Below are 22,119 nucleotides of genomic sequence, written 5' to 3' on the forward strand. Positions count from 1 at the left end.
CCCCCCCCCCCCCCCCCCCCCCCCCCCCCCCCCCCCCCCCCCCCCCCCCCCCCCCCCCCCCCCCCCCGCCCCCCCCCCCCCCCCCCCCCCCCCCCCCCCACTCCACTAGGGACGCACGTGGCGCAGCGCGAAGTCCAGGGCCAGCTCGACCTGCCGGATCGTCTCCTCGATGACCAGCGAGCCGTGGCCGGCGTCGAACCGGTAGACCTCGTGCGGCTTCTCCAGCCGCGCCAGCTCGCCGAGGTAGTTGTCGATCTGCCGGATCGGGCAGCGCGGGTCGTTGGCGCCGGCCACCACGAGCACCGGCGCGCGGACCGCCTCGACGTAGGTGATCGGCGACGACGTCACGTACCGGTCGCGGACCTCGTCGGGCGAGCCGCCGAACAGCGCGCGGTCGTAGGCCCGCAGGCCCTCCATCTCGTCCTCGTAGGCGGCCAGGTAGTCGGCCACCGGGACCTCGGCGATGCCGGCCGCCCAGCGCTCCGGCTGCGTGCCCAGGCCCAGCAGGGTGAGGAAGCCGCCCCAGGAGCCGCCGCTGATGAGGGCGCGGGAGGGGTCCAGGAACCCCTCGGCGACCAGCGCGTCGTACACGGCGGCGACGTCCTCCAGCTCCGTGGGGCCCGGGCGGCCGGTCAGCGCGTCCCGCCAGGCGCTGCCGTAGCCGGTGGAGCCGCGGTAGTTCACGTGCACCACCGCGTAGCCGGCGTCGACGTAGGCCGCCCGACGGGCGCGGTAGGAGTCGTCGTCGGCGGCCTCCGGCCCGCCGTGCACCAGGAACGCGGTCGCGTACGGCGGTTCGCCCGCGGGGCGCACCAGCAGCGCGTGCACGTCCCCGCCCGGCCCGGGCACCCAGCGGTCCTCGACCGGGTAGGCCGCCGGCGGCTCCTCGCCGGGAGCGGCCAGCACGACCGGCCCGTCGGCCCGCCGGATCACCGGCGGCCGCTCCGCGGACGACCAGGCCAGCTCCACGGTGCCGTCCGGCCGTGCGGTGGCCCCGCGGACGACGCCGCGCGGGGTGTCCAGCTGTTCGAGGGTCCCGTCGGCCAGGTCGTAGCGGTACAGCTCGCTGCGGGCCGCGTGGTCGTGGCCGACCAGGAGCGCCGACCCGTCGGGGTACCAGCCGGCCGTCACGTCGCCGGGCAGGTCCAGCACGATCTCGGTCTCGGCGCCGGTCGCCAGGTCCCAGACCAGCAGCTCCTCGCGCCCGCGCCGCTCGTGCCCGACGAGCAGCCGGCGGTCCCCGGTGAGCGGGGCGAACTCCAGGGCGTGCAGGCCGCGCCCTTCGCCGTCCCACTTCTCCGCGACGACCGCCGGCTCCTCGAGGGTGGTGTCGGCCGTCCGCAGGACCCGCAGGGCCGGGTAGCGCGGATCGCCGTGCTCGGAGTGCGACACCACCAGCAGGTCCTCGTCGTAGGTCAGCGCGTCGACCGAGGCCGGGTCGGGATGCCGGTAGACCACGCGGGCCGGGCCGCCGGCCGGCGCCAGCCACAGCTCGCTGCCGTCGTCGGTGGAGCGGCCGACCGCCACCACGGTGCCGCCGATCTCCAGCCCCGCCGGGTAGGCCGGGCCGACGTCGGGGAGCGCGACCCGGTCCTCGCCCCCGGCGAAGGGCTGCACCATCCAGACGCCGAACTCGTCGCCGTCGGTGTCGGCGAACCACCAGATCGCCTCGCCGTCGGGTGAGAGCGTCGCGATCAGCGTGCCGTTGGGCCGGTCGGTGACCTGTCGGTGGGCGTCGGTGCCGCGGTCCCACGCGTACTGCTCGACGACCCCGCTGACGTCGGAGGAGTACAGGCTGCGGTGCGGGGCCTCCAGCGCCCAGTCGGGCAGGCTCACCCGCGGGGCGCGGAAGCGCGCCTGCCAGCGGGCGGTGACCTCCGGGGAGAGGGCGGGGGCGGTGGCTTCGGCTGTCACCGGGTCATCTTCCCCCGGCGCCGGCCCCTGCCTCCGCGCCGGCCCGGGGCCGTGCGGCCGGGGCGTCGACCGGACTCACGACGCCGCGCCGACCGGACCCCGGGGGGAGAGACGAGTCAGGGGCCGCCTTCCGGCGGCCCCTGATCTGGTCGGGGTGACAGGATTTGAACCTGCGGCCTCGTCGTCCCGAACGACGCGCGCTACCAAGCTGCGCCACACCCCGAGGCGTGCGGCGACCACTCTACCGCCCGCCCCCCGTGCCCCCTCTGCTGGGTCTCGCTCAGGCCGGGCGGGCGGCGAGCGTCAGCAGCGTCGCCTCCGGCGGGCAGGCGAAGCGGACGGGCGCGTAGGGACTGGTCCCGAGGCCGGCGGAGACGTGCAGCCAGGTGCCGTCGGGCCGCTGCGGCGTCGGCTCGGTCCACCGGCTGACCCAGCGCACCCGGGCGCGGTCCAGGCCGCAGTTGGTGACCAGGGCGCCGTAGCCCGGTACCCGGAGCTGGCCGCCGTGGGTGTGGCCGCACAGCAGCAGGTCGTAGCCGTCGGCGGCGAACCGGTCCAGCACCCGCGGCTCGGGGGCGTGCACCAGCCCGATGCGCAGGTCGGCGCCCGGATCGGCCGGCCCGGCCACCTGGTCGTAGCGGTCACGCTTCAGGTGCGGGTCGTCCACGCCGGCGACGACGATCCGCCGGCCGCCGACGGTGAGCTCCCCGCGGCGGTTGGTCAGGTCCAGCCACCCGCGGCGGGTGAAGCCGTCGCGCAGGTCCCGCCAGGGGAGCGGGTCGCCGAGCACGCGCTTGTGCTTCTTCTTGAAGTACTTGAGCGGGTTCTTCGGCTTGGGGGCGTAGTAGTCGTTGGACGACGTCACGAAGACCCCGGGCAGGTCGAGCAGCCCGTCCAGCGCCCGCAGCGTCGGGGGGACGGCGTCGGCCCCGGCGAGGTTGTCGCCGGTGTTCACGACCAGGTCCGGGCGCAGCCCGGCCAGCCCGGCGAGCCACTCCTGCTTGGACCGCTGGCCGGCGGTCATGTGGACGTCGGAGACGTGCAGCAGCCGCAGCGGTGCCGATCCCGGGGCGAGCACGGGCACCTCGAAGCGGCGCAGCGTCCAGCGGGTCCGTTCGTAGAGGCCGGCGTAGCCCAGGGTGGCCGCTCCGCCGGCGAGGGCCACGGCGGGGGCGGCGGTGTACCAGCGCATGTCCAGCCAGGGTACGGGCCGGGCAGGTGGCCCGGCCGTGTCAGGCTGGGCACGTGCCCGATGCCTCCTCTCCCGCCGCGACCGACCTGAAGAAGCGGCTCCGCGCCGACCTCACGACCGCGATGAAGGCCCGCGACGAGCTGCGCACCGCGACCCTGCGCATGGTGCTGGCCGCGGTCAGCGCGGAGGAGGTCAGCGGGAAGGAGGCGCGGGAGCTCTCCGACGCCGAGGTGCAGGCCGTCGTCCGCCGCGAGGCCAAGAAGCGGCGCGAGGCGGCCGAGGCGTTCGCCGGGGCGGGCCGCGCCCAGCAGGCCGAGCGTGAGCGGGCCGAGGAGGGCGTGCTGGCCGGCTACCTGCCCGCGCAGCTCGACGACGCCGACCTCGCCGCCCTGGTGGCCGACGTCGTCACGACGACCGGTGCCGCCGGCATGAAGGACATGGGCCGCGTCATGGGCGCCGCCACCGCCGCGGTCGCGGGCCGGGCCGAGGGCGCGCGCGTGGCCGCCGAGGTCCGCCGCCAGCTGGCCTGAACGCACCGCGCGCCCCGCCGGGAGCCGGCGGGGCGCGCGAGATCGAGCAGCGGGGGAGGCGTCAGCCCCCGCCGGGACCGGGGCCACCGCCTCCGGGACCGCCACCACCCGGACCGCCGCCACCCGGACCGCCGCCACCCGGACCGCCTCCTGGCCCACCGCCCGGGCCGCCGGTGCCGTTGCCGCCGCCGGGCTGGCCGCCACCGTTCGGCGCGGTGGTGGTGGGCGTGGACTGCGTCGGCTCGGGCTCCGGCTCGACGTAGGCCGAGCCGTTGCTGACCTGGATCGTCACGACCTGGTCCTCGACGGCGCGCGAGCCGGCCGAGGGGCTGGTGCCGACCACGGTGCCGGCGGGCTGGTCGCTGTCGGCCTGCTCGACCTGGAACCGGAACCCGGCCGAGGTGAGCGCCGACTGGCAGCCGCTCACCGTCGAGCAGCTCGGCACCGCGCGGGTGTTGCCGTTCTGCACCACCGGGTCGGCCTCCGGGAAGGGCACCACCGGCTGGCCGCCGAGGACGGGCTGCATCGCGTCGTGCCAGATCGTCGCGCCCTTGCCGCCACCGAAGCCGCCGACGTTCTGGTTCCGCTTCGGGTTCAGCACCATGACGCTCGCGGCGTACTGCGGCGTGTAGCCCACGAAGGCCACGGAGAAGTTGCTCTGCGAGGTCCCGGTCTTGCCGGCGATCTGGTGGCCCGGGATGTACGCGCGGGCACCGGTCTGGCCGCTGTGGCCCGGCTCGACGTCCTTGCGCAGCATCTGGTTCAGGGTCGTGGCCACGCCCGGCGGGATGGCCTGGGCGGTGCAGTTGTCGGTGCGCACCACCGGCTCGCCGTCGTCGCCGAGCAGCGGCTCGCCGTTGCGGTCGAGCACCTGCTCGACCGGCCGCGGGTCGCACTGCGTGCCGTTGGCGGCCAGCGTCGAGTAGGCGCTGGCGAGGTCCAGCGGGCTGGTCGCCTCGGCGCCCAGGGTGAACGAGCCGCGGTTCTCGTCGATGATCTGGTCGGCCGGCGTCGCGGCGAAGTTCATCCCCATGCGCTCGGCCATCCGCACCGGGGCCTCGACGCTGCCCAGCGCGTCCTCCAGGGCGAGGAAGTAGGTGTTCGAGGACATGTAGAGCGCCCGCTCCATGTCCAGCGTGTTCGGGTAGTTGCCCGCGTTGCCGACGGAGTACGGCCGGCCGCCGTTCCGGTACACCCGCGAGACGTAGGGGTCGCTGGTGGTGATCGTGTAGTACTGCGAGTAGCCCTGCTCCAGCGCGGCGGCCGCGGTGAACGTCTTGTACGTCGACCCCGCGCCCTGGCTGTAGGCGGTGTTCAGCACCACCGACTCGCACTCGGGCTGGTCGCAGCCGAACCGCCGGTTGACGCTCATCGCCAGCACGCGCCCGGTCCCCGGCTCGACGGCGGTGTACATGCCGGCGAGCTCGTCGCCCATCGGCAGCGTGTTGAGCACGGCCTGGTCGCCGGCGACCTGCATGTCCGGCCGCAGCGTCGTCTGGATGGTCAGCCCGCCGTTCTGCAGCAGGTCCTGGCTGATGCCGAGCGTGCCGGTCAGGTACTGCTCGAGGTAGGCGCAGAAGAACCCGCCGATCGCGGCGTCGATGCAGCCGTTGGGCGGCGCCTGGCCGGGCACCACGGCGACCGGCGTGCCCGCGATCGCGTCGTGGTCCGCCTGCCCGATCAGCCCCTGACCGAGCATCCGGTTGAGCACCTGGTCCCGGCGGGCCTGGGCCCGCTCCGGGTTGTTGATCGGGTCGTCCTTGGCCGGGCTCTGCACCAGCCCGGCGAGCATCGCCGCCTGCGGGAGGGTCAGGTCGGCGGCGCTGACGCTGAAGTACCGCTGCGCGGCGGCCTGGATGCCGTAGGCGCCGTTGCCGAAGTACACGATGTTCAGGTATCGGGTGAGGATCTCGTCCTTGGAGTAGGTCTCCTCCAGGGCGAGCGCCAGCCGCGCCTCGCGCAGCTTGCGGGAGACACCCGCGGTGCCCTCCTGCTGGATCGCCGCCGTCCGCTCCTCGGCGCTGCTCGCGGTCTGCAGCAGCGTCTGCTTCACCAGCTGCTGGGTGATCGTCGAGCCGCCCTCGCGCACGCCGCCGGCGGCGACGTTGGTCACCAGCGCGCGCACCGTGCCCTGCACGTCGAGACCGTTGTGCTCGTAGAAGCGCGAGTCCTCGACGGCGACCAGGGCCTCCTTCATGACCGGCGCGATCTGCTCGCTGGTGACCACGGTCCGGTTGTTCGCGTAGAACATCGTGATCAGCGAGCCGTCCGCGGCGAGCACCCGGCTGTTGCCGGCGGGCGTCGCGTCGGTGAGCTCGACCGGCAGGGCGTCCAGCAGGGACGCGGAGTTGCGGGCGGCGAGGCCGGTGCCGCCCACGAAGGGCAGCAGCATGCCGGCCAGCAGGGCGCCGGCCAGGACGATGGACCCCGCGAGCTTCGCCATCACGACGGAGCGCTGGGGGGCAGCTGAAGTCGACATCGCCGACGAATGTACGGTGCCGCGCCGCGGCGACCCCCGGATCAGCCGCGGCGCGCGGGCAGCACCCTCGTCCTCGGCACCCCGGTCGGCGTGTCGCCGTCGGGACCGGTCAGCTCGGCGGCCATCTCCCGCAGCCCGTCGAGGTCGTGGACGTCGCCGGCGGCGGCCGGGACGGTGCGCACCGGCACCTCGGGGTGGGCGCTGGTGAAGCGGTCGGCGAGCCGCTGCTCCCGCGTGGCCAGCTGCATCCGCTCGGCGTGCACGCGCAGCGCCCCGGCGGCCAGCTCGGCCCCCTCGCCGCCGGCCTCGGCGACCTCCTCGGCCGCCGCCTCGGCGCGGGTGGCGCTGAGCGCGCTGGTGGCCGGCGGGTGCGTGCGGTTGAGCACCAGCCCGGCCAGCGGCATGCCCTCGGCCGACAGCCGGTCGACGAAGTAGGAGGCCTCGCGCAGCGCGTCGGGCTCCGGCGTGGCGACCACGACGAAGTACGTGCCGGGTCGGCGCAGCAGCTCGTAGGTGGCGGTCGCCCGCTCCCGGAACCCGCCGAACATCGTGTCCAGCGCCGAGACGAACGCGGAGATGTCGCGCAGCAGCTGGCCGCCCAGGATCTTGCTGATGATCCGGCTGAACACCATGAAGCCCGCGCCGACCAGCCGGATGCCCGCCCGCCCGCCGGCGCGGGCCGGCGCGGTGAGCAGCCGGATCATCGTCCCGTCGAGGAAGCGGCCCATCCGGTTGGGAGCGTCGAGGAAGTCCAGGGCCGACCGCGACGGCGGGGTGTCGACGACGATCAGGTCCCACGTGTCGGTGGCCCGCAGCTGCCCGAGCTTCTCCATCGCCATGTACTCCTGCGTCCCGGCGAAGGACGACGACAGCGACTGGTAGAAGGGGTTGGCCAGGATCTGCTCGGCCCGCTCGGGCGTCGAGTGCGCGGCGACGACGTCGTCGAACGTCCGCTTCATGTCCAGCATCATCGCCGAGAGCTCGCCCGGGGACTCCGGCGTGCCCAGCCCCGGGACCTCGATCCTCCGCGGCTCGTTGTCCAGCTCCGCCAGCCCCAGCGACTGGGCCAGCCGGCGGGCCGGGTCGATGGTGAGGACGACGACGGTGCGGCCGGCCTCGGCCGCGGCCAGCGCCAGCGCCGCCGACGTCGTCGTCTTGCCGACGCCGCCCGCGCCGCAGCACACCAGGATCCGGGTGTCGCGGTCCTCGATCAGCGCCGCGAGGTCCATCGGCAGGGCCGGTCGCGGCGGCGCCTGCCGCCCGGCCGGCCGTGCCGCCGGCTCGGCGCTCACGCGGCGACCTCGGCGTCCAGGTGCCCTTCCAGCCGCTCGGCCAGCTCGTACAGGCAGGACAGGTCGATCGGCCCGGTGAGCATCGGCAGCTCCACGGTCGGGCGGCCGAGCGCGGCGACCTGGCCGCGCAGCGCGTCCTGCGCCGCCCACCGCCGGGCGTGGTCCACGGACTCGGCGGCCAGGGCGTCGGCGAGCGCCGCGCCGTCGGGCAGGTGGGCCGAGGCCAGGGCCGGGGCGAGGTCGGCGCCGGTCAGCCGGCCGGCGGCGACCGCGGCCAGGCTGCCGGCGGGCAGGACCGGCTCGGTGGCCATGTTGACGATGACCGAACCGACCGGCAGACCGGCTGCGGCGAGGTCGGCGATCGCGTCGGCGGTCTCCTGCACCGGCATGTCCTCCAGCAGCGTCACCAGGTGCACGGCCGTCTGCGGCGACTTGAGCACCGCCATGACGCCGTCGCTCTGCGTCTTGATCGGGCCGGACCGGGCCAGGTCGGCCATCTCCCCGGTGACGTTGAGGAACCGGGTGATCCGGCCGGTCGGCGGGGCGTCGACGACGACGGCGTCGTACACCCGGTGCCCGTCGCGGCGGCGGGTGACCGCCTCCTTGATCTTCCCGGTGAGCAGCACGTCGCGCAGGCCCGGGGCGATCGTCGTGGCGAAGTCGATGGCCCCCATCTTGCGCAGCGCCCGGCCCGCCCGGCGGAGGTTGTAGAACATCTCCAGGTACTCGAGGAGGGCCTCCTCGACGTCGATGGCCAGCGCCTTCACCTCGCCGCCACCGCGCGCCACCGCGACCCGGCGCTCCTCGTAGGGCAGCGGCGGGGTGTCGAACAGCTGCGCGATGCCCTGCCGCCCCTCGGTCTCGACGAGCAGCACGTGCCGGCCGTCGGCCGCCAGCGCGAGGGCGAGGGCGGCGGCCACGGTCGTCTTGCCGGTCCCGCCCTTGCCGGACACCACGTGGCAGCGCACGGGGAAGGGATCGGTGGTCACCTGGGCAAGGGTAGGGACCCCCGCGGCCCCCAGCACTCGCACGCACCTGCGCTAGCGTCGCGGCCATGAGCGACGCGGCCCGGCAGCGGTGGGAGTACGCCACCATCCCCCTGCTGATCCACAACACCAAGGCGATCCTCGACTCGTGGGGGGTCGACGGCTGGGAGCTGGTCACCGTGCTGCCCGGTCCCGGCGGCGCCGAGCAGCTCGTCGCCTACCTCAAGCGCCCGGTGAGCTGAGCCCGGCCGTGAGCACACCCCAGGTCGGGAGCTGGACCGCGCGGCTGGCCGAGCTCGGCGTCCGGCTGCCCGCGGTGGCCGCCCCCGTCGCGTCCTACGTGCCCGCCGTCCGCACCGGGCAGCTCGTGTTCACCTCCGGTCAGCTGCCGTTCGTCGACGGCGGGCTGCGGCGCACCGGCAAGGTCGGCGGGTCCGTCGACGTCGAGGACGCCGCCCACGACGCCAAGGTCTGCGCGCTCAACGCGCTGGCCGCCGTCGACGACCTGGTCGGGCTGGACTCGATCGTGCGCGTGGTCCGGGTCGTCGGGTACGTGGCCAGCGCCGAGGGCTTCACCGGCCAGCCGCGCGTCGTCAACGGCGCCAGCGAGCTGCTGGGCAAGGTGTTCGGACCGGCCGGCCAGCACGCCCGCAGCGCCGTCGGCGTCGCCGAGCTGCCCCTCGGGGCGCCGGTCGAGGTCGAGCTCACCGTCGAGATCCGGTGACGGCGCAGCCCGCGACGCCGCGGCAGGCCGCCACCGTCCTGCTGGTGCGCGACGGCACCGCCGGGCTCGAGGTCTACCTGCTGCGGCGCACCAGGGGGATGCCCTTCGCCGGCGGGATGACCGCCTACCCCGGCGGCGGCGTCGACCCGCGCGACGGTGACGTCGACGTCGCCTGGGCCGGCCCTCCGCCGGCCGCCTGGGGCACCGCCCTCGGCTGCGACGAGCGGCTCGCGCGCGAGCTCGTCTGCGCGGCGGTGCGCGAGACCTTCGAGGAGGCCGGCGTCCTGCTCGCCGGGACGGCGGACTCCGTCGTCCCGGACGTGACGGGGGACGACTGGGAGGCGCAGCGGCAGGCCCTGCTGGCCCGCGAGCTCTCCCTGGCCGAGCTGCTCGCCACGCGCGGGCTGGTGCTGCGCTCGGACCTGCTGCGGCCCTACGCGCACTGGATCGCCCCGCCGCGGGAGCCCCGCCGCTACGACACCAAGTTCTTCGCCGCCGCGCTGCCGGTCGGGCAGGACGCCCGGCACGTCTCGGGGGAGGCCGACGAGGCGGTGTGGCTGACGCCGTCGGCGGCGCTGCACGAGGCGTCGGCCGGGCTGCGGCCCATGCTCCCGCCCACCCTGCACACCCTCGGGCAGCTGGAGCGCTACCCGGACGTGGCCGCCCTGCTCGCCGGCGCCCCGCCGGAGCCGCTGCACCCGATCACCCCGCGGTTCGAGAAGACCCCCGACGGGACCTGGGCCGTCCTCCCCGACGGCACGAGGCTCCGGCTGGTCGTGCCCTTGCCTTCGTGACGCTCCGCGTCACACCGCGGCCAGGTGCCGTCCCCGGCCTGCGCTGAGCCTTGCGCGACGGCCGGCGTCCGCAGGACGCCGTCGGCTGCTGAGCGTTGTCCCGCGGGCGGCCACGAGCCGCCCATGAGTGGCCGATGACGGGACGACGCTGATCGCGGGACGCGAGAGGCCGGGCCCCCCGGCGGGGACCCGGCCTCTCCAGGCTCAGGGGTTCAGCGCGCGCGGCGGCGCAGCCGGTCCTCGTCGAGGACGACGACCGACTTGCCCTGCAGCTGGATCCAGCCGCGGTGCACGAAGTCGGCCAGCGCCTTGTTCACGGTCTCGCGCGAGGCGCCGACGAGCTGGGCCAGCTCCTCCTGGGTGAGGTCGTGCTTGACCCGCAGCCCGTCGCTCTCGCGGCTGCCGAACCGGTCGGCCATCTGCAGCAGCGCCTTGGCCACGCGGCCGGGGACGTCGGTGAAGATCAGGTCGGCGACCGAGTCGTTGGTCCGGCGCAGCCGGCGGGCGAGGACCTGCAGCAGCTTCTCGCCGATCTCCGGGTGGCTGTCGATCCACGGGCGCAGCACCGTCTGCGGCATGCGGGCCAGCTTGACGTCGGTGACCGCGGTCGCCGTGGCGGTGCGCGGGCCGGGGTCGAACACCGACAGCTCGCCGAACTGGTCCGACGGGCCCATGACGGCCAGCACGTTCTCGCGGCCGTCGGGGGAGCGCTTGGACAGCTTGATCTTGCCCGACATGACGATGTACAGGCTGTCCCCCGGCTCGCCCTCGTTGAAGACGACCCGGCCCCGGGGCAGCGTGATCGTCTCCAGCCGGCTGATGACCGGTGTCACGGCCTCCTCCGACAGGCCCTGGAAGAGCCCGGACTGGGCCAGCACCTCGTCCACTACGCGTCCTCTCGACCGATCGCTCGGCACACGGCGTTCCGCACCGGCGACGGGCCGCGTACGGGCAGCGGTCGCCGATCTCACCCCGAGTCTAGTGGGGCTGTGCGCGCGGTCACCCGATCGGGGACCGGCGGCGCACCCCCGACGGGTGAGCCGGGCCCGCCCGCACCGGCGCGGACGGGGTCCCTCGTCAGACCAGCGGGGACCGGGCCCGCTTCACGCGCCGCCGCTGCCGCCAGCGGCCCATCGCCCGGCCGACGCCGGAGTTGTGCAGGGTCTCCACCTCGCCCGGCGTGGCGGTGCCGACGAACGCGGCGACCTCGCGCGGGCTGGCCGGGCGCCGCAGCGGCTCCTCGACGCGCTCCATCACCAGCAGGAAGGCGATGAGCAGCGGCGGGAACAGGATCACGACGAGGGCGACCACCGGTACCTCCTCCTCCGGCCCGGGAACGGCGGCGTCCGTGACGCCCTCGCGTTCCGATACCCCCGTGTCGGGCGTCCATGCCCGGGGCGGTGCCGTGGGCGATGATCGCACGCCGGCGCCGTCGGTCCCGCCGCATACCCTCGGTCGCGTGTCCTCGCCGGCCTACGCGCGTCCCGTCCCGCCCCGCTCCGCGCCGGCTCGCCGCACCGCGGCCCGCGGGGGTGTGCCGTACGACCCCGACGAGACGCCGCTGGCGCGCACCCGGCGGGCCCGGCGGATGGCCCGCGAGCTCGCCGTGATCCACCCCGACGCGCACTGCGAGCTCGACTTCACCAACGCCTTCGAGCTGCTCGTCGCGACGGTCCTGTCGGCGCAGACGACGGACAAGATGGTGAACAAGGTGACGCCGCGGCTGTTCGCGCGCTACCCCGACCCGGTCGCCCTCGCCGGCGCCGACCGCGCCGAGCTGGAGGAGATCCTCAAGCCGACCGGGTTCTTCCGGGCCAAGGCCAACTCCGTGCTGGGGCTGGCCGCGGCGCTGGTCGAGCGCTTCGACGGCGAGGTGCCCGGCCGCATGGCCGACCTGGTCACCCTGCCCGGGGTGGGGCGCAAGACGGCCAACGTGGTCCTGGGCAACGCCTTCGACGTCCCCGGCCTCACGGTGGACACCCACTTCGGCCGGCTGGTGCGCCGCTTCGGGTGGACGGCGGAGGAGGACCCGGTCAAGGTCGAGGCCGAGATCGCCGAGCTGATCCCCAAGCGGGAGTGGACCATGTTCAGCCACCGCGTGATCTTCCACGGCCGGCGCGTCTGCCACGCGAAGAAGGCCGCGTGCGGCGCCTGCGGGCTGGCCCGCTGGTGTCCCTCCTACGGCATCGGCCCCACCGATCCGGAGAAGGCGGTGGAGCTGGTGAAGACCCCGGCCGCCTCGGACACCGAGTGAGGCGCGCGATCGCCGCGGCCGCGCTGGCCGCCGTCGTCGTCCTCGCCGGGTGCACCGGGGACGGCGAGGACGCGCCGGGCGGACCGCCGGGGTCCGGCTTCGGCGACACCGTCCTCGGCGCCTGCGCCGAGCAGCCCGACCGGCCCGCCGCGGGCGCGCAGACACTGCCCGACCTGCAGCTCGAGTGCCCCGGCGGCGGCGCCCTCGACCTGGGCCGTGCACTCGGCGAGCCGACCGTGGTGAACCTGTGGGCGAGCTGGTGCGGCCCGTGCCGGGAGGAGCTGCCGCTGGTGCAGGGGCTGGCCGACCGGGCCGGCGACCGGCTGGGCGTGGTGGGCGTCATCAGCCGGGACGGCGCGCCGCAGGCGGAGGCCTTCGCCGAGGAGGCCGGGGCGACCTTCCCCTCCGCGTTCGACGGCGACGGCGATCTGATGGCCGAGCTGGGCATCGGCGCGCTGCCCTACACCTACTTCCTGGATGCCGAGGGCGGGATCGCGCACGTCCAGGTCGGTCCGGTCCGGTCGGTCGACGAGCTGGTGGCGCTCGTCGCCGAGCACCTCGGGGTGCAGCTGTGACCGCCGCGCACCGGGCGGACGACGACGCCGGCCTGCCGGAGTTCCTGCGGCGGCTGATGGCCTCGGCGGGGGACCTCCCGCTGCGCCACCGCATGCAGGAGCGCACCGCCACCGCGCGCCGCTCGGCGGTGCTGGTGCTCTTCGGCGAGGGCCCGCACGGCCCCGACGTCCTGCTCATCGAGAAGTCCGCGCACCTGCGCACCCATGCCGGCCAGCCCGCGTTCCCCGGCGGCGGGGCCGACCCCGGCGACGACTACCCGGTCGGCACGGCGCTGCGCGAGGCGCAGGAGGAGGCGGGCGTCGACCCCGCCGGCGTGCGCGTGCTCGGCACGCTGCCGGAGCTGTTCCTCGGCCCCTCGGACAACCTCGTCGTCCCCGTGGTGGCGTGGTGGGACGAGCCGTCGGAGGTGGTCGTCGGCGACCCGCGGGAGGTCGCCCGCGTCGCGCGTGTGCCGCTGGCCGAGCTCGCCGACCCGGCCAACCGCTACCGGCTCAAGCACCCGGCCGGTTTCCTGGGCCCGGCGTTCGCCGTCGCGGACATGGAGGTCTGGGGGTTCACCGCGGGTGTGCTGGAGGCGATCCTCGAGGCGGCCGGGCTGGCGTTGCCGTGGGACGTCACCGACGTCCGGCCGATCGACCCGGAGAAGATCCGCCCCGGCCGCGTGCCCGGTTCGGTCGACGCGGGTGGGGCCGAGGACGCCGCCGCGCCGACGGTCGCCGATCACGGGCCGGGCGGTGCCGCGGCGCGTACGGTTCCCGGGCGATGAGCGAAGCCGGCCTGCCTCGGCGGCGCACGGCCCGGCGGGGCGCCGTGCTGGCCGCCGGTCTCGTGCTGTCCACGGTCGCCCTCGCCGGCTGCGGTGGGGACGACGGCCAGGGCGGGGGAGCCCCGTCCCCGCCGGCTGCGGCCGCGCCCGGTTCGGTGACCACGGCGCCCGACGGCGTCCAGGAGGTCACCATCGAGACGCCCGCGGGCTACGTGTTCAGCCCCGACGCGTTCACGGTGGCACCTGGACGGGTGCGCTTGACGGTGGTCAACACCGACGAGCAGATGGTGCACAACTTCCGCTTCACCCCGGGTGCCGGCCCGGCGGAGATCGAGGAGCAGATCCCGCTGCTGCAGGCGGGGGAGAGCAGCACCATCGAGTTCGAGGTCAGCGAGGCGGGCGACTACCCCTTCGACTGCAGCTTCCACATCCAGCTGGGCCAGGTCGGCACCATGACGGTCGCGGGGTGACCTGAGGCCGTGTCCCTCGTCGACCTCGTGATCATCGTCCTCGCGCTGGCCTTCGCCTTCTCCGGCTTCCGTCAGGGGTTGCTGGTCTCGGCCGCGTCCTTCCTCGGGTTCTTCGGCGGCGCGGTCGTCGGCGCGCAGCTGTCCGGGGCCGTCGCGGACAGCGTCGACGCCTCCCCGCTGGCCCGGGTGTTCGCCGCGCTGGTCGTCGTCCTGGCCGGCGCGCTGCTCGGGCAGCTCCTGGCCGGGGCGATCGGCCGGGCGGTGCGCAGCCGGGTGACCTGGGAGCCGGCCAAGGTGGTCGACTCCGTCGCCGGCGCCGCGCTGTCGGCCGTCGCCGTGCTGCTCGTGGCCTGGATGGTGGCCACCCCGCTGGCCACCGCCCCGTTCCCCGAGGTGGCCAGCCAGGTACGGCAGTCGGCGCTGGTCAAGGCGGTCGACGCGAGCGTCCCCGACGGCGTGCGGACGGTCTACGACCAGCTGCGGCAGGCGATCGAGCGGCGCGGGCTGCCCGACGTCCTCGACCCCCTGACCCCCACCGAGGTGCGCGACGTGCCGGCACCGGACCCCGCGCTGCGGGACAGCCCGGTGGTGGCGAGCGTGCAGGGGTCGGTCGTGCAGATCCGCGGCGTGGCCGGCTCCTGCTCCCGGCAGATCGACGGCTCCGGCTTCGTCTACGCGCCCGAGCGGGTGATGACCAATGCACACGTGCTGGCCGGGGTGGGCGAGCCGGTGGTCACCGCCGAGGGCGAGCAGTACGAGGCGGTCCCGGTGTTCGTGGATCCGGCGGTCGACGTCGCCGTCCTCGCCGTGCCGGGTCTGCCGCAGCTGCCGCTGACCTTCGCCGCCGATCCCGTGGACTTCGGCGCCGACGCCATCATCATGGGCTACCCCGGAGGCGGCGGGCTGTTCGTCGGGCCGGCGCGGGTCCGCGACCGCGGGGAGATCAGCGGGCCGGACTTCCGCGACGAGCGGACGGTCCGGCGCGACGTCTACGCGCTCTTCGGCGAGGTGCGGGCCGGTAACTCCGGCGGGCCGCTGTTCGACGGCACCGGGCAGGTGCTCGGGGTGGTCTTCGCCTCGGCGATCACCGATCCGACGACGGGCTACGCGCTGACCGCCCAGCAGGTCGCCCAGGCCGCGCAGGTCGGCCGGACGGCCACCGCCGCCGTCGACACCGGGCCGTGCGAATGACATCGAATCCGCGGAGCGCATTCGATGTCGTTCGGCCGGAGGCCGCCCCAGGGGTGTGACAGCCCGGCGGAGCCGGTCGGGTGCTGGAGACGAATCCGCGGAGCGCATTCGATGTCGTTCGGCCGGAGGCCGCCCCAGGGGTGTGACAGCCCGGCGGCCGCCCCGGGAGGTGCTCGACGGCCCGGCGCAGCCGGTCGGGTCCCCAGCGGAGCTGCGTGCGTCAGGTGGCCCAGGAGAGGAGGGCCTCGGTGACGCCGGCGGGCGCCTCCTCCTGCGGGAAGTGGCCGATCCCGGGCAGCTCCCGCAGCTCGTAGGCGCCGGCCACGTACCGGCCCGAGCCGGCCACGGTGGCGGGCAGCACGCAGGCGTCGGCGTCGCCGTGCAGCTGCAGCGTGGGTGCGGTGATCGGCGCGGACATCCTGCGGGCGAAGCGCAGCCCGTCGGGGCGCAGCTGGGAGCGGCCGGCCCACCGGAAGTACTCCATCGAGCCGTAGGCCGCCTGCGGGATGCGGGCCGCGGAGCGGTACCGGTCGACCGCCTCGGCGAAGTCGGTGGTGTGCGTCCAGCCCGGCCCGGACCAGCGGCGCATCAGGTCGGCCACCGGGTCGTCGTCGGCCCGGGTGAGCCGCCGCTCGGGCAGCCGCGGCAGCTGGGCGCCGAGGAAGTACCGGAACACGCGTCGCTGCGCGGGGTCGGCCATGCCGGCCCGCAGCCGCCGCGGGTGCGCCATGGAGAGGACGACGAGGCGGCGGACGCTGCGCGGGTGCAGGGCGGCCACCGTCCAGGCGACCAGCGCGCCCCAGTCGTGGCCGACCAGCACCGCGTCCCGCTCGCCCAGTGCGCGGACCAGCGCGGCGACGTCGTCGGCCGCCGTGGGCAGGTCGTAGCCGCGGGGCGGCTTGTCGCTGGCGCCGTAGCCGCGCAGGTCGGGGGCGACGGCGTGCAGGCCGGCCTCGGCGAGGGCGGGCAGCTGCGCGCGCCAGGTCCACCAGAACTGCGGGAAGCCGTGCAGGAGCACCACGAGGGGGCCGCTGCCGGCCTCGGCCACGTGCAGGCGCACGCCGTTGGCCGAGAGGTCCCGGTGCGACCACGGGCCCGGGAGCAGGACGCTGGTGGCGTCGGGCAGCTCCTCGCCGGGAGGGCTCACGTTCGCCGCGCGCGTCAGACCAGGTAGGTGTCGGGGTCGCGGCGCGTGACCTGCCCGCCTGGGCCGACGACCGGCAGGTCGCGGCGGCGTCGGCCCGGGGCCTCCCGGTGCATCACGTCCGGCAGCTCCTTGAGCGACTCGATCGTCCGCTCCGGCTTCTCGATCTTCTTGATGAAGCGCCGGCCCAGCAGGGCGGCGATCGCCGCGACGACCAGCAGTGCCACCCACACGATCAGGTAGGAGACCCACCGCGGGAGGCCCAGCGCGGTGAGCGCCTCGGCGACGGCGATGAAGAGGAAGAAGAACGAGAAGCCCGCGACGACGGCCGCGGCACCGAACGCCCCGGCGCCGATGCCGGCCTTCTTCGCCGACTTGCCCATCTCGGCCTTGGCCAGCTCGATCTCGCTGCGGATCAGCGTGGAGACGTCGGCCATCGCGCTCTGCACGAGGGTGCCGATCGAGGGCTCCTCGGCGCCGGCGGGCCGGCCGCCGGACGGGGTCGTGGATGCGCTGTGGGCCACGAGGGGCTCCTCCTCGGTCGGGCGGCGGCCGGCCGGCCACCGCGGTCTCTCTGCGGTGATCGTGCCGGATGCCCGCCGGCCGCGCGTCCCGGTGTCCCCCGACCGGAGTGCGGGAGCGCAGGTTTCCTGCACTCCCGCACTCCACTCAGTCTTCCGAGGACGACGCGGGGAGCTTCTCCTTGATGAGGTTCATGACCGAGGAGTCCGTCAGCGTCGTGACGTCGCCAAGCTCCCGGTTCTCCGCCACGTCCCGCAGCAGCCGCCGCATGATCTTGCCGGAGCGGGTCTTGGGCAGCTCCTGCACGACCATGATCTGGCGGGGCTTGGCGATGGGGCCGATGTCGCGGCCGACGTGGTTGCGCAGCGTCTGCACGAGGTCGTCCCCGGAGTCCGTGCCGCTCTCGCGGAGGATCACGAAGGCCACGATGCCCTGCCCGGTGGTCGGGTCGCTGGCCCCGACGACGGCGGCCTCGGCGACCGCGGGGTGGCCCACCAGCGAGGACTCCACCTCGGTCGTGGAGATGCGGTGGCCGGAGACGTTCATGACGTCGTCCACCCGGCCGAGCAGCCAGATGTCGCCGTCGGCGTCCTTCTTGGCGCCGTCCCCGGCGAAGTAGACCTCCGTGCCGAACCGCGACCAGTAGGTGTCGACGTAGCGGTCGTCGTCGCCCCAGATGGTGCGCAGCATCGACGGCCACGGGGCGGTGAGCACGAGCAGTCCGGTGGAGTCGTCGCCGAGCTCGTTGCCCTCGTCGTCGACGACCTTCGCGCTGATGCCGGGGAACGGCGTCTGCGCCGAGCCGGGCTTCAGCGCGGTCACGCCGGGCAGCGGGGTGATCATGTGCGCGCCGGTCTCGGTCTGCCACCACGTGTCCACGATCGGGCAGCGACCGCCGCCGATGTGCTCGTGGTACCAGAGCCACGCCTCGGGGTTGATCGGCTCGCCGACCGAGCCGAGCAGCCGCAGCGAGGTGAGGTCGAAGCCGGCCGGGATGTCCTCGCCCCACTTCATGAACGTCCGGATGACCGTCGGCGCGGTGTAGAGGATCGAGACGCGGTACTTCTCGACGAGCTCGAACCAGCGGCCGCGGTGCGGCGTCTCCGGCGTCCCCTCGTACATCACGCTGGTGGCCCGGTTGGCCAGCGGCCCGTAGACGATGTAGCTGTGGCCGGTCACCCAGCCGACGTCGGCCGCCGTCCAGTACACGTCGGTGTCGGGCTTCAGGTCGAAGGTGGCCCAGTGCGTGTAGGCGACCTGGGTGAGGTAGCCGCCGGAGGTGTGCAGGATGCCCTTCGGCTTCGCCGTCGTCCCCGACGTGTACATGATGTAGAGCGGGTGCTCGGCGTCGAACGCCTCCGGTTCGTGCTGGTCGGACTGCCGGTCGACGACGTCGTGCCACCACAGGTCGCGGCCCTCGGTCCAGTCGACGTCGGACTCGGTGCGGCGGACGACGAGCACGTTGCGCACCGCGGGGCTGCGGCCGACGGCGTCGTCCACCGCGGGCTTGAGGGCGCTGGGCGCACCGCGGCGGTAGCCGCCGTCGGCGGTGATCACCAGGACGGCGCCGGCGTCGTCCAGCCGGCTGGCCAGCGCGTCGGCGGAGAAGCCGCCGAAGACCACCATGTGGACGGCGCCGATGCGGGCGCAGGCGAGCATCGCGACGATGGTCTCGGGGATCATCGGCATGTAGATGGCGACCCGGTCACCGGCGGTCACGCCCAGCTCGGTCAGGGCGTTGGCCGCCTTGCAGACCTCGCGGGTGAGGTCGGCGTAGGTGAGGGTCCGGGTGTCGCCGGGCTCGCCCTCCCAGTGGTAGGCGACCTGGTCGCCGTGGCCGGCCTCGACGTGCCGGTCCAGGCAGTTGTAGGCGACGTTCAGCTTCCCGCCGACGAACCACTTCGCGAAGGGCGGGTTGCTCCAGTCGAGCACCTCGTCCCACTCCTGCGCCCACGTCAGCCGGCGGGCCTGGGTGGCCCAGAACGCCAGCCGGTCGCGCTCGGCCTCGGCGTAGGCGTCCGGGCCCACGTTGGCCCGGGCGGCCAGCTGCTCGGGCACCGCGAAGCGGCGGCCCTCCACCTCGGTCGACTCGCTCATCGATCCCTCCCTCTCGGCGGCGCGTGCTCCGGGGCACACCGTATGGCTCCGGGAGGTGCGGCGTCTCCCCGCTGCAGCGGTGCTGCAACGCCGCCGGTCAGACTGTGGGTGTGACGGACGGCGGGCAGGCGGCGGTGGCCGCCCGGGTGCCGGGTGCGGGGGCGCTCGGCCTGGTGGCCCCGCCGGTGGGCACCGCCGTGCCCGGTCTGCTGCTGGCCGACCCGGGGTGGACGGCGGAGCGCCTCGCCGAGCTCGGGGTCCGGTACCGCAGCGACGACCGCCGGGTCCTGGCCACCGTGTGGTGGTACTCGCTGTCGGCCGTCCTCGTGACGCCGCCGCTGGCCGGGCTGGCCACCGGCGTCCCGCTGTCGGTGCGGCTGCCCGACCTCTCGGTGACGCTCCTGGCCGGCGGCACCCCGGTGGCGGCGGTGTCGGCCGGCCGCGGCGGGGACGTCGCCGCGGACCTGCGGGAGACGCTGGGCGCGGTCGTCGGCGCGGTGGCGGAGGCCGGTGGGGTGCGGCCGGCGCCGCTGTGGGCGGTGGCCACCGACTCGATCGCCAACCGGCTGCTGGCGCTGGGGCGGGCGCTGGGCGACGTCGGCGCGGTCACCGCCCTGGCCGGGCCGCTGGCGGCGGCGGTGGGGGCGCCGCTGCCGCCGCCGCGCTACGTCGACGTCGGCCCGCGGGGGGTGCGCTTCACCCGGCGGGCCTCCTGCTGCCTGCTGTACCGGTTGCCGCACGAGGCGACCTGCACCTCGTGCCCGCGCCGCACCCCGTTCGAGCGCCAGGTGCTCCTCGAGGACGCCGCCGACCGCATCTGAGCGGAGGGGGGGGGGGGGGGGGGGGGGGGGGGGGGGGGGGGGGGCGGGGGGGGGGGGGGCGCCGCCCCCACTCCACCTCATGGCAGGAAGAGCATGGAGTCGCCGTACTCGTGCCACAGGTAGCGCCCGGCGACCGCGGCCGCGTAGCCCCGCGCGACGAGCTCCGCGCCGGCCACCGCCTCGAGCAGCCGCAGGTGCGAGGCCTCCGGCGCGTGCAGCCCGGTGACCAGGCCGGTCACCGCCCGGGCCGGCCGGTCGGGGCCCAGCACCAGGTCGGTCCAGCCGGTGGCCGGGCGGACGACGCCGTCCGGCCCCGTCGCCGACTCCAGCGCCCGGGTCACGGTGGTGCCGACGGCGACCACCCGACCGCCGGCCGCGCGGGTGGCGGTGACCGACCGGGCGGTGACCTCCGGGACCGCGAAGCGCTCCGGCGCCGGGGGCTCGTGCAGCTCCGGGCTGGACACCCCCGCGTGCAGCACGACCGGCACGACCGGCACCCCGCGGGCCACCAGCCGCACCAGCAGCCGGTCGGTGAACGGCCGGCCGGCGCTGGCGTTCTCCGCGCTGCCGGGCTCGGTGGCGTAGACGTTCTGCGCGTCGGCCAGCCGGACGGGGGCGCGCAGGTATCCGTAGGTGACCGGCCGGCCGTGCGCGGCGAGCACGGTGCGGGCGGGGACCGGCGGCTCGGGCAGGGCCCGCCACAGCCGGGAGCCGCGGTCGGGGTGCGGGTGGCCCGCGAGCAGCCGCAGCACGCCCCCGCCGGGCAGGTCCACGGTGCTGCCGGGCTCCGCGCCGAGGTCCGGGCCGTCGTTGCCGGGTCGGCGCAGCTCCACCACCCAGTCGCCGTCGTCCAGGGTGGTGGAGACGTGCAGCGGCGCCACCACGCCGTCCCGCCGCCGGACGTCGAGCCGGGCGGGCAGCGTCGCCGAGGTGTTCACCACGAGCAGGTCGCCCGGGGCCAGCAGGTCGGGCAGGTCGCGGAAGACGTGGTGGGTGGGGCCGCCGGGCCGGACGGCCATCAGCCGCACGCCGTCGCGGGGCAGGCCGCGGCGCTCCGGTGGCGCCGTCGCCTCGCTGCCGGGCGGCAGGGTGAACGCGGCGGTCACCGGGCCACCGCCGGCAGATCCGCGGCGCGGTACCGGCCGGAGGGGGCGTCGTCCTCCAGCAGCCGCAGCAGCGCCGGCACCACCGTCTCCGGAGCCGGCAGTCCCTCGTCCTCGGGCGCCGCGGCGCGGTGCATGTCGGTGGCCATGTCGCCGGGGTCGACCGCGTAGACCCGCAGACCCGGCTCCTCGGCCGCCAGGACGGCGGTGAGCCGGTCGAGCGCGGCCTTGCTCGCGCCGTAACCGCCCCAGCCGGGGTAGGCCTCGACGGCGGCGTCGCTGCTCACGTCGAGCACCGCGCCGCCGGCGGCGCGCAGCGCGGGCAGCACCGCCTGCACCAGGGCCAGCGGCGCCACCGCGTTGACCTCGAACAGCTGCCGCAGGTCGTCGGGGGCCAGGTCGGCGAGGTGGGGGAGCGGGACGGGGCCGAGGGCGCCGGCGTTGTTGACCAGGACGTCGAGCCGGTCGCCGGCCGCGGCCGCGAGCGCGGCCCGGTGCGCCGGATCGGCGACGTCCCCGGGGACGGCGGTGACCCGGCCGGGACGCGGCAGGGCGGCGACGACGGCGGCGAGCCGGGCGGCGTCGCGGCCGTCGACGACGAGGCGCCAGCCGCGGTCGGCCAGGGCGGCGGCCAGCGCGCGGCCCAGGCCGCGGGAGGCGCCGGTGACGAGTGCGGTGCGGATCTCCATGGCGGTACGGTCTTGCCTCAAGTCCACTCGAGGTCAAGAGGATGCCGACGTGGAACTCATGTCCATCGGCGAGGTCGCGGCCCGGTCGGGGGTGGCCGTCTCGGCGCTGCGCTACTACGAGGCCGAGGGGCTGGTCAGCTGCGAGCGGACGTCCGGCGGTGCCCGCCGCTTCCCGCGCTCGGTGCTGCGCCGGCTGGCGTTCGTCCGCGCGGCGCAGAACGTGGGCCTGTCCCTGCCGGAGATCCGCGCGGCACTGGCCACCCTCCCCGACGGGCGGACGCCGACGGCGCGGGACTGGGCGCGGTTGTCGCAGGGCTGGCGGGCACGGCTGGACGAGCAGATCGCCGCGCTGACCCAGCTGCGGGACGGGCTGACCGCCTGCATCGGCTGCGGCTGCCTGTCGCTGTCCCGGTGCGCGCTGTCCAACCCCGGCGACGCCGCCGCCGCGTACGGCACGGGGGCGCGCTGGCTGTCCCCGGCGCTGCGTCGCGTGCCGCCGGCCTCGAACAGCGGCCGCGCCCGCGGCGACGTGCGGATGCCGGGGGGTCCGGGGTAGGACCGGGGCGTCGACGCAG

At 75.7% G+C, this 22,119-nt stretch carries 23 protein-coding genes and 1 tRNA gene; 11 read left to right on the top strand and 13 right to left on the bottom strand.

Annotation, left to right across the window (positions count from 1 at the left end; all coding sequences use genetic code 11):
- Positions 1 to 105 precede the first annotated feature (105 nt).
- From ACK586_RS13835 to ACK586_RS13845, 3 genes are all read right to left on the bottom strand, one after another.
- Positions 106 to 1,914 carry a S9 family peptidase gene (locus ACK586_RS13835; protein ID WP_409331069.1) on the bottom strand — a complete coding sequence of 603 codons (1,809 nt, stop codon included), beginning with the start codon at positions 1,912 to 1,914 and terminating at the stop codon, positions 106 to 108.
- A 146-nt stretch (positions 1,915 to 2,060) separates the two neighbouring features.
- Positions 2,061 to 2,137: transfer RNA gene (locus ACK586_RS13840), tRNA-Pro, on the bottom strand.
- Between the two features lie 57 nt (positions 2,138 to 2,194).
- Positions 2,195 to 3,106, bottom strand: coding sequence for a metallophosphoesterase (locus tag ACK586_RS13845; protein ID WP_409331070.1), 912 nt, complete (start codon positions 3,104 to 3,106; stop codon positions 2,195 to 2,197).
- 53 nt (positions 3,107 to 3,159) lie between these two features.
- Between ACK586_RS13845 and ACK586_RS13850 the strand changes: the two genes are divergently transcribed.
- Positions 3,160 to 3,636, top strand: a complete 477-nt coding sequence (locus ACK586_RS13850) for a GatB/YqeY domain-containing protein (protein WP_409331071.1) — start codon at positions 3,160 to 3,162, stop codon at positions 3,634 to 3,636.
- Between the two features lie 61 nt (positions 3,637 to 3,697).
- Here ACK586_RS13850 and ACK586_RS13855 read toward each other — a convergent pair whose 3' ends face one another.
- From ACK586_RS13855 to bagA, 3 genes are read right to left on the bottom strand one after another with little or no spacing between them, the layout of a single operon-like run.
- Positions 3,698 to 6,115 (bottom strand): penicillin-binding protein, encoded by a 2,418-nt coding sequence (locus tag ACK586_RS13855; protein ID WP_409331072.1) that lies wholly within the window; start codon positions 6,113 to 6,115, stop codon positions 3,698 to 3,700.
- A 41-nt stretch (positions 6,116 to 6,156) separates the two neighbouring features.
- A complete protein-coding gene (bagB, locus tag ACK586_RS13860) occupies positions 6,157 to 7,407 on the bottom strand; it encodes an ATPase BagB (RefSeq protein ID WP_409331073.1) in 1,251 nt (416 codons plus the stop codon).
- Positions 7,404 to 8,396, bottom strand: a complete 993-nt coding sequence (gene bagA, locus ACK586_RS13865) for an ATPase BagA (RefSeq protein ID WP_409331074.1) — start codon at positions 8,394 to 8,396, stop codon at positions 7,404 to 7,406. The genes bagB and bagA overlap by 4 nt, the downstream gene beginning before the upstream one ends.
- Positions 8,397 to 8,461: 65 nt before the next feature.
- On the opposite strand from bagA, the gene sp36 reads away from it, so the two are divergent.
- From sp36 to ACK586_RS13880, 3 genes are read left to right on the top strand one after another with little or no spacing between them, the layout of a single operon-like run.
- Positions 8,462 to 8,635, top strand: a complete 174-nt coding sequence (gene sp36, locus ACK586_RS13870; RefSeq protein ID WP_409331075.1) for a Sp36 family protein — start codon at positions 8,462 to 8,464, stop codon at positions 8,633 to 8,635.
- 8 nt (positions 8,636 to 8,643) lie between these two features.
- Positions 8,644 to 9,117, top strand: a complete 474-nt coding sequence (locus tag ACK586_RS13875; RefSeq protein WP_409331076.1) for a RidA family protein — start codon at positions 8,644 to 8,646, stop codon at positions 9,115 to 9,117.
- Positions 9,114 to 9,911: an NUDIX hydrolase gene (locus tag ACK586_RS13880; RefSeq protein WP_409331077.1), complete on the top strand. Its 798-nt coding sequence runs from the start codon at positions 9,114 to 9,116 to the stop codon at positions 9,909 to 9,911. Before ACK586_RS13875 ends, ACK586_RS13880 begins: the two co-directional genes overlap by 4 nt.
- Positions 9,912 to 10,123: 212 nt before the next feature.
- Here the strand turns inward: ACK586_RS13880 and ACK586_RS13885 are convergent, their stop codons facing one another.
- The gene (locus tag ACK586_RS13885; protein WP_409331078.1) at positions 10,124 to 10,798 is read right to left on the bottom strand and encodes a Crp/Fnr family transcriptional regulator; all 675 of its coding nucleotides are present in this window, start codon (positions 10,796 to 10,798) and stop codon (positions 10,124 to 10,126) included.
- Positions 10,799 to 10,988: 190 nt separating this feature from the next.
- Positions 10,989 to 11,222: a hypothetical protein gene (locus ACK586_RS13890; RefSeq protein ID WP_409331079.1), complete on the bottom strand. Its 234-nt coding sequence runs from the start codon at positions 11,220 to 11,222 to the stop codon at positions 10,989 to 10,991.
- A gap of 148 nt (positions 11,223 to 11,370) precedes the next feature.
- On the opposite strand from ACK586_RS13890, the gene nth reads away from it, so the two are divergent.
- From nth to ACK586_RS13915, 5 genes are read left to right on the top strand one after another with little or no spacing between them, the layout of a single operon-like run.
- Complete coding sequence (gene nth / locus ACK586_RS13895; protein WP_409331080.1) at positions 11,371 to 12,165, top strand: endonuclease III; 795 nt, start codon at positions 11,371 to 11,373, stop codon at positions 12,163 to 12,165.
- Positions 12,162 to 12,740 (top strand): TlpA family protein disulfide reductase, encoded by a 579-nt coding sequence (locus ACK586_RS13900; protein ID WP_409331081.1) that lies wholly within the window; start codon positions 12,162 to 12,164, stop codon positions 12,738 to 12,740. The genes nth and ACK586_RS13900 overlap by 4 nt, the downstream gene beginning before the upstream one ends.
- On the top strand, positions 12,737 to 13,507 hold the full coding sequence (locus ACK586_RS13905) for an NUDIX hydrolase (RefSeq protein ID WP_409331082.1): 771 nt from the start codon (positions 12,737 to 12,739) through the stop codon (positions 13,505 to 13,507). Before ACK586_RS13900 ends, ACK586_RS13905 begins: the two co-directional genes overlap by 4 nt.
- Complete coding sequence (locus ACK586_RS13910; protein WP_409331083.1) at positions 13,504 to 13,977, top strand: cupredoxin domain-containing protein; 474 nt, start codon at positions 13,504 to 13,506, stop codon at positions 13,975 to 13,977. The genes ACK586_RS13905 and ACK586_RS13910 overlap by 4 nt, the downstream gene beginning before the upstream one ends.
- A gap of 9 nt (positions 13,978 to 13,986) precedes the next feature.
- The gene (locus tag ACK586_RS13915; RefSeq protein ID WP_409331084.1) at positions 13,987 to 15,168 is read left to right on the top strand and encodes a MarP family serine protease; all 1,182 of its coding nucleotides are present in this window, start codon (positions 13,987 to 13,989) and stop codon (positions 15,166 to 15,168) included.
- Between the two features lie 220 nt (positions 15,169 to 15,388).
- On the opposite strand, the gene ACK586_RS13920 is transcribed toward ACK586_RS13915, so the two are convergent.
- The 3 genes from ACK586_RS13920 to acs form a co-directional block, all read right to left on the bottom strand.
- Positions 15,389 to 16,315 (bottom strand): alpha/beta fold hydrolase, encoded by a 927-nt coding sequence (locus ACK586_RS13920; protein WP_409331085.1) that lies wholly within the window; start codon positions 16,313 to 16,315, stop codon positions 15,389 to 15,391.
- Between the two features lie 14 nt (positions 16,316 to 16,329).
- Positions 16,330 to 16,836 (bottom strand): phage holin family protein, encoded by a 507-nt coding sequence (locus ACK586_RS13925; RefSeq protein ID WP_409331086.1) that lies wholly within the window; start codon positions 16,834 to 16,836, stop codon positions 16,330 to 16,332.
- Positions 16,837 to 16,981: 145 nt separating this feature from the next.
- Complete coding sequence (gene acs, locus ACK586_RS13930) at positions 16,982 to 18,931, bottom strand: acetate--CoA ligase (protein WP_409331087.1); 1,950 nt, start codon at positions 18,929 to 18,931, stop codon at positions 16,982 to 16,984.
- 110 nt (positions 18,932 to 19,041) lie between these two features.
- Here acs and ACK586_RS13935 point away from each other — a divergent pair, with 110 nt between their 5' ends.
- Positions 19,042 to 19,752: a (2Fe-2S)-binding protein gene (locus ACK586_RS13935; RefSeq protein WP_409331088.1), complete on the top strand. Its 711-nt coding sequence runs from the start codon at positions 19,042 to 19,044 to the stop codon at positions 19,750 to 19,752.
- A gap of 77 nt (positions 19,753 to 19,829) precedes the next feature.
- Here the strand turns inward: ACK586_RS13935 and ACK586_RS13940 are convergent, their stop codons facing one another.
- Together ACK586_RS13940 and ACK586_RS13945 are read right to left on the bottom strand one after the other, a co-directional pair.
- Positions 19,830 to 20,858 (bottom strand): S-adenosylmethionine:tRNA ribosyltransferase-isomerase, encoded by a 1,029-nt coding sequence (locus tag ACK586_RS13940; RefSeq protein WP_409331089.1) that lies wholly within the window; start codon positions 20,856 to 20,858, stop codon positions 19,830 to 19,832.
- Positions 20,855 to 21,544 (bottom strand): SDR family NAD(P)-dependent oxidoreductase, encoded by a 690-nt coding sequence (locus ACK586_RS13945; RefSeq protein ID WP_409331090.1) that lies wholly within the window; start codon positions 21,542 to 21,544, stop codon positions 20,855 to 20,857. Before ACK586_RS13945 ends, ACK586_RS13940 begins: the two co-directional genes overlap by 4 nt.
- A gap of 58 nt (positions 21,545 to 21,602) precedes the next feature.
- Here ACK586_RS13945 and soxR point away from each other — a divergent pair, with 58 nt between their 5' ends.
- Positions 21,603 to 22,100, top strand: a complete 498-nt coding sequence (gene soxR, locus ACK586_RS13950) for a redox-sensitive transcriptional activator SoxR (protein WP_409331133.1) — start codon at positions 21,603 to 21,605, stop codon at positions 22,098 to 22,100.
- Positions 22,101 to 22,119 lie beyond the last annotated feature (19 nt).

Origin of the sequence: Trujillonella humicola (genome assembly GCF_046233715.1) — a bacterium.
GTDB lineage: Bacteria > Actinomycetota > Actinomycetes > Mycobacteriales > Geodermatophilaceae > Trujillonella > Trujillonella humicola.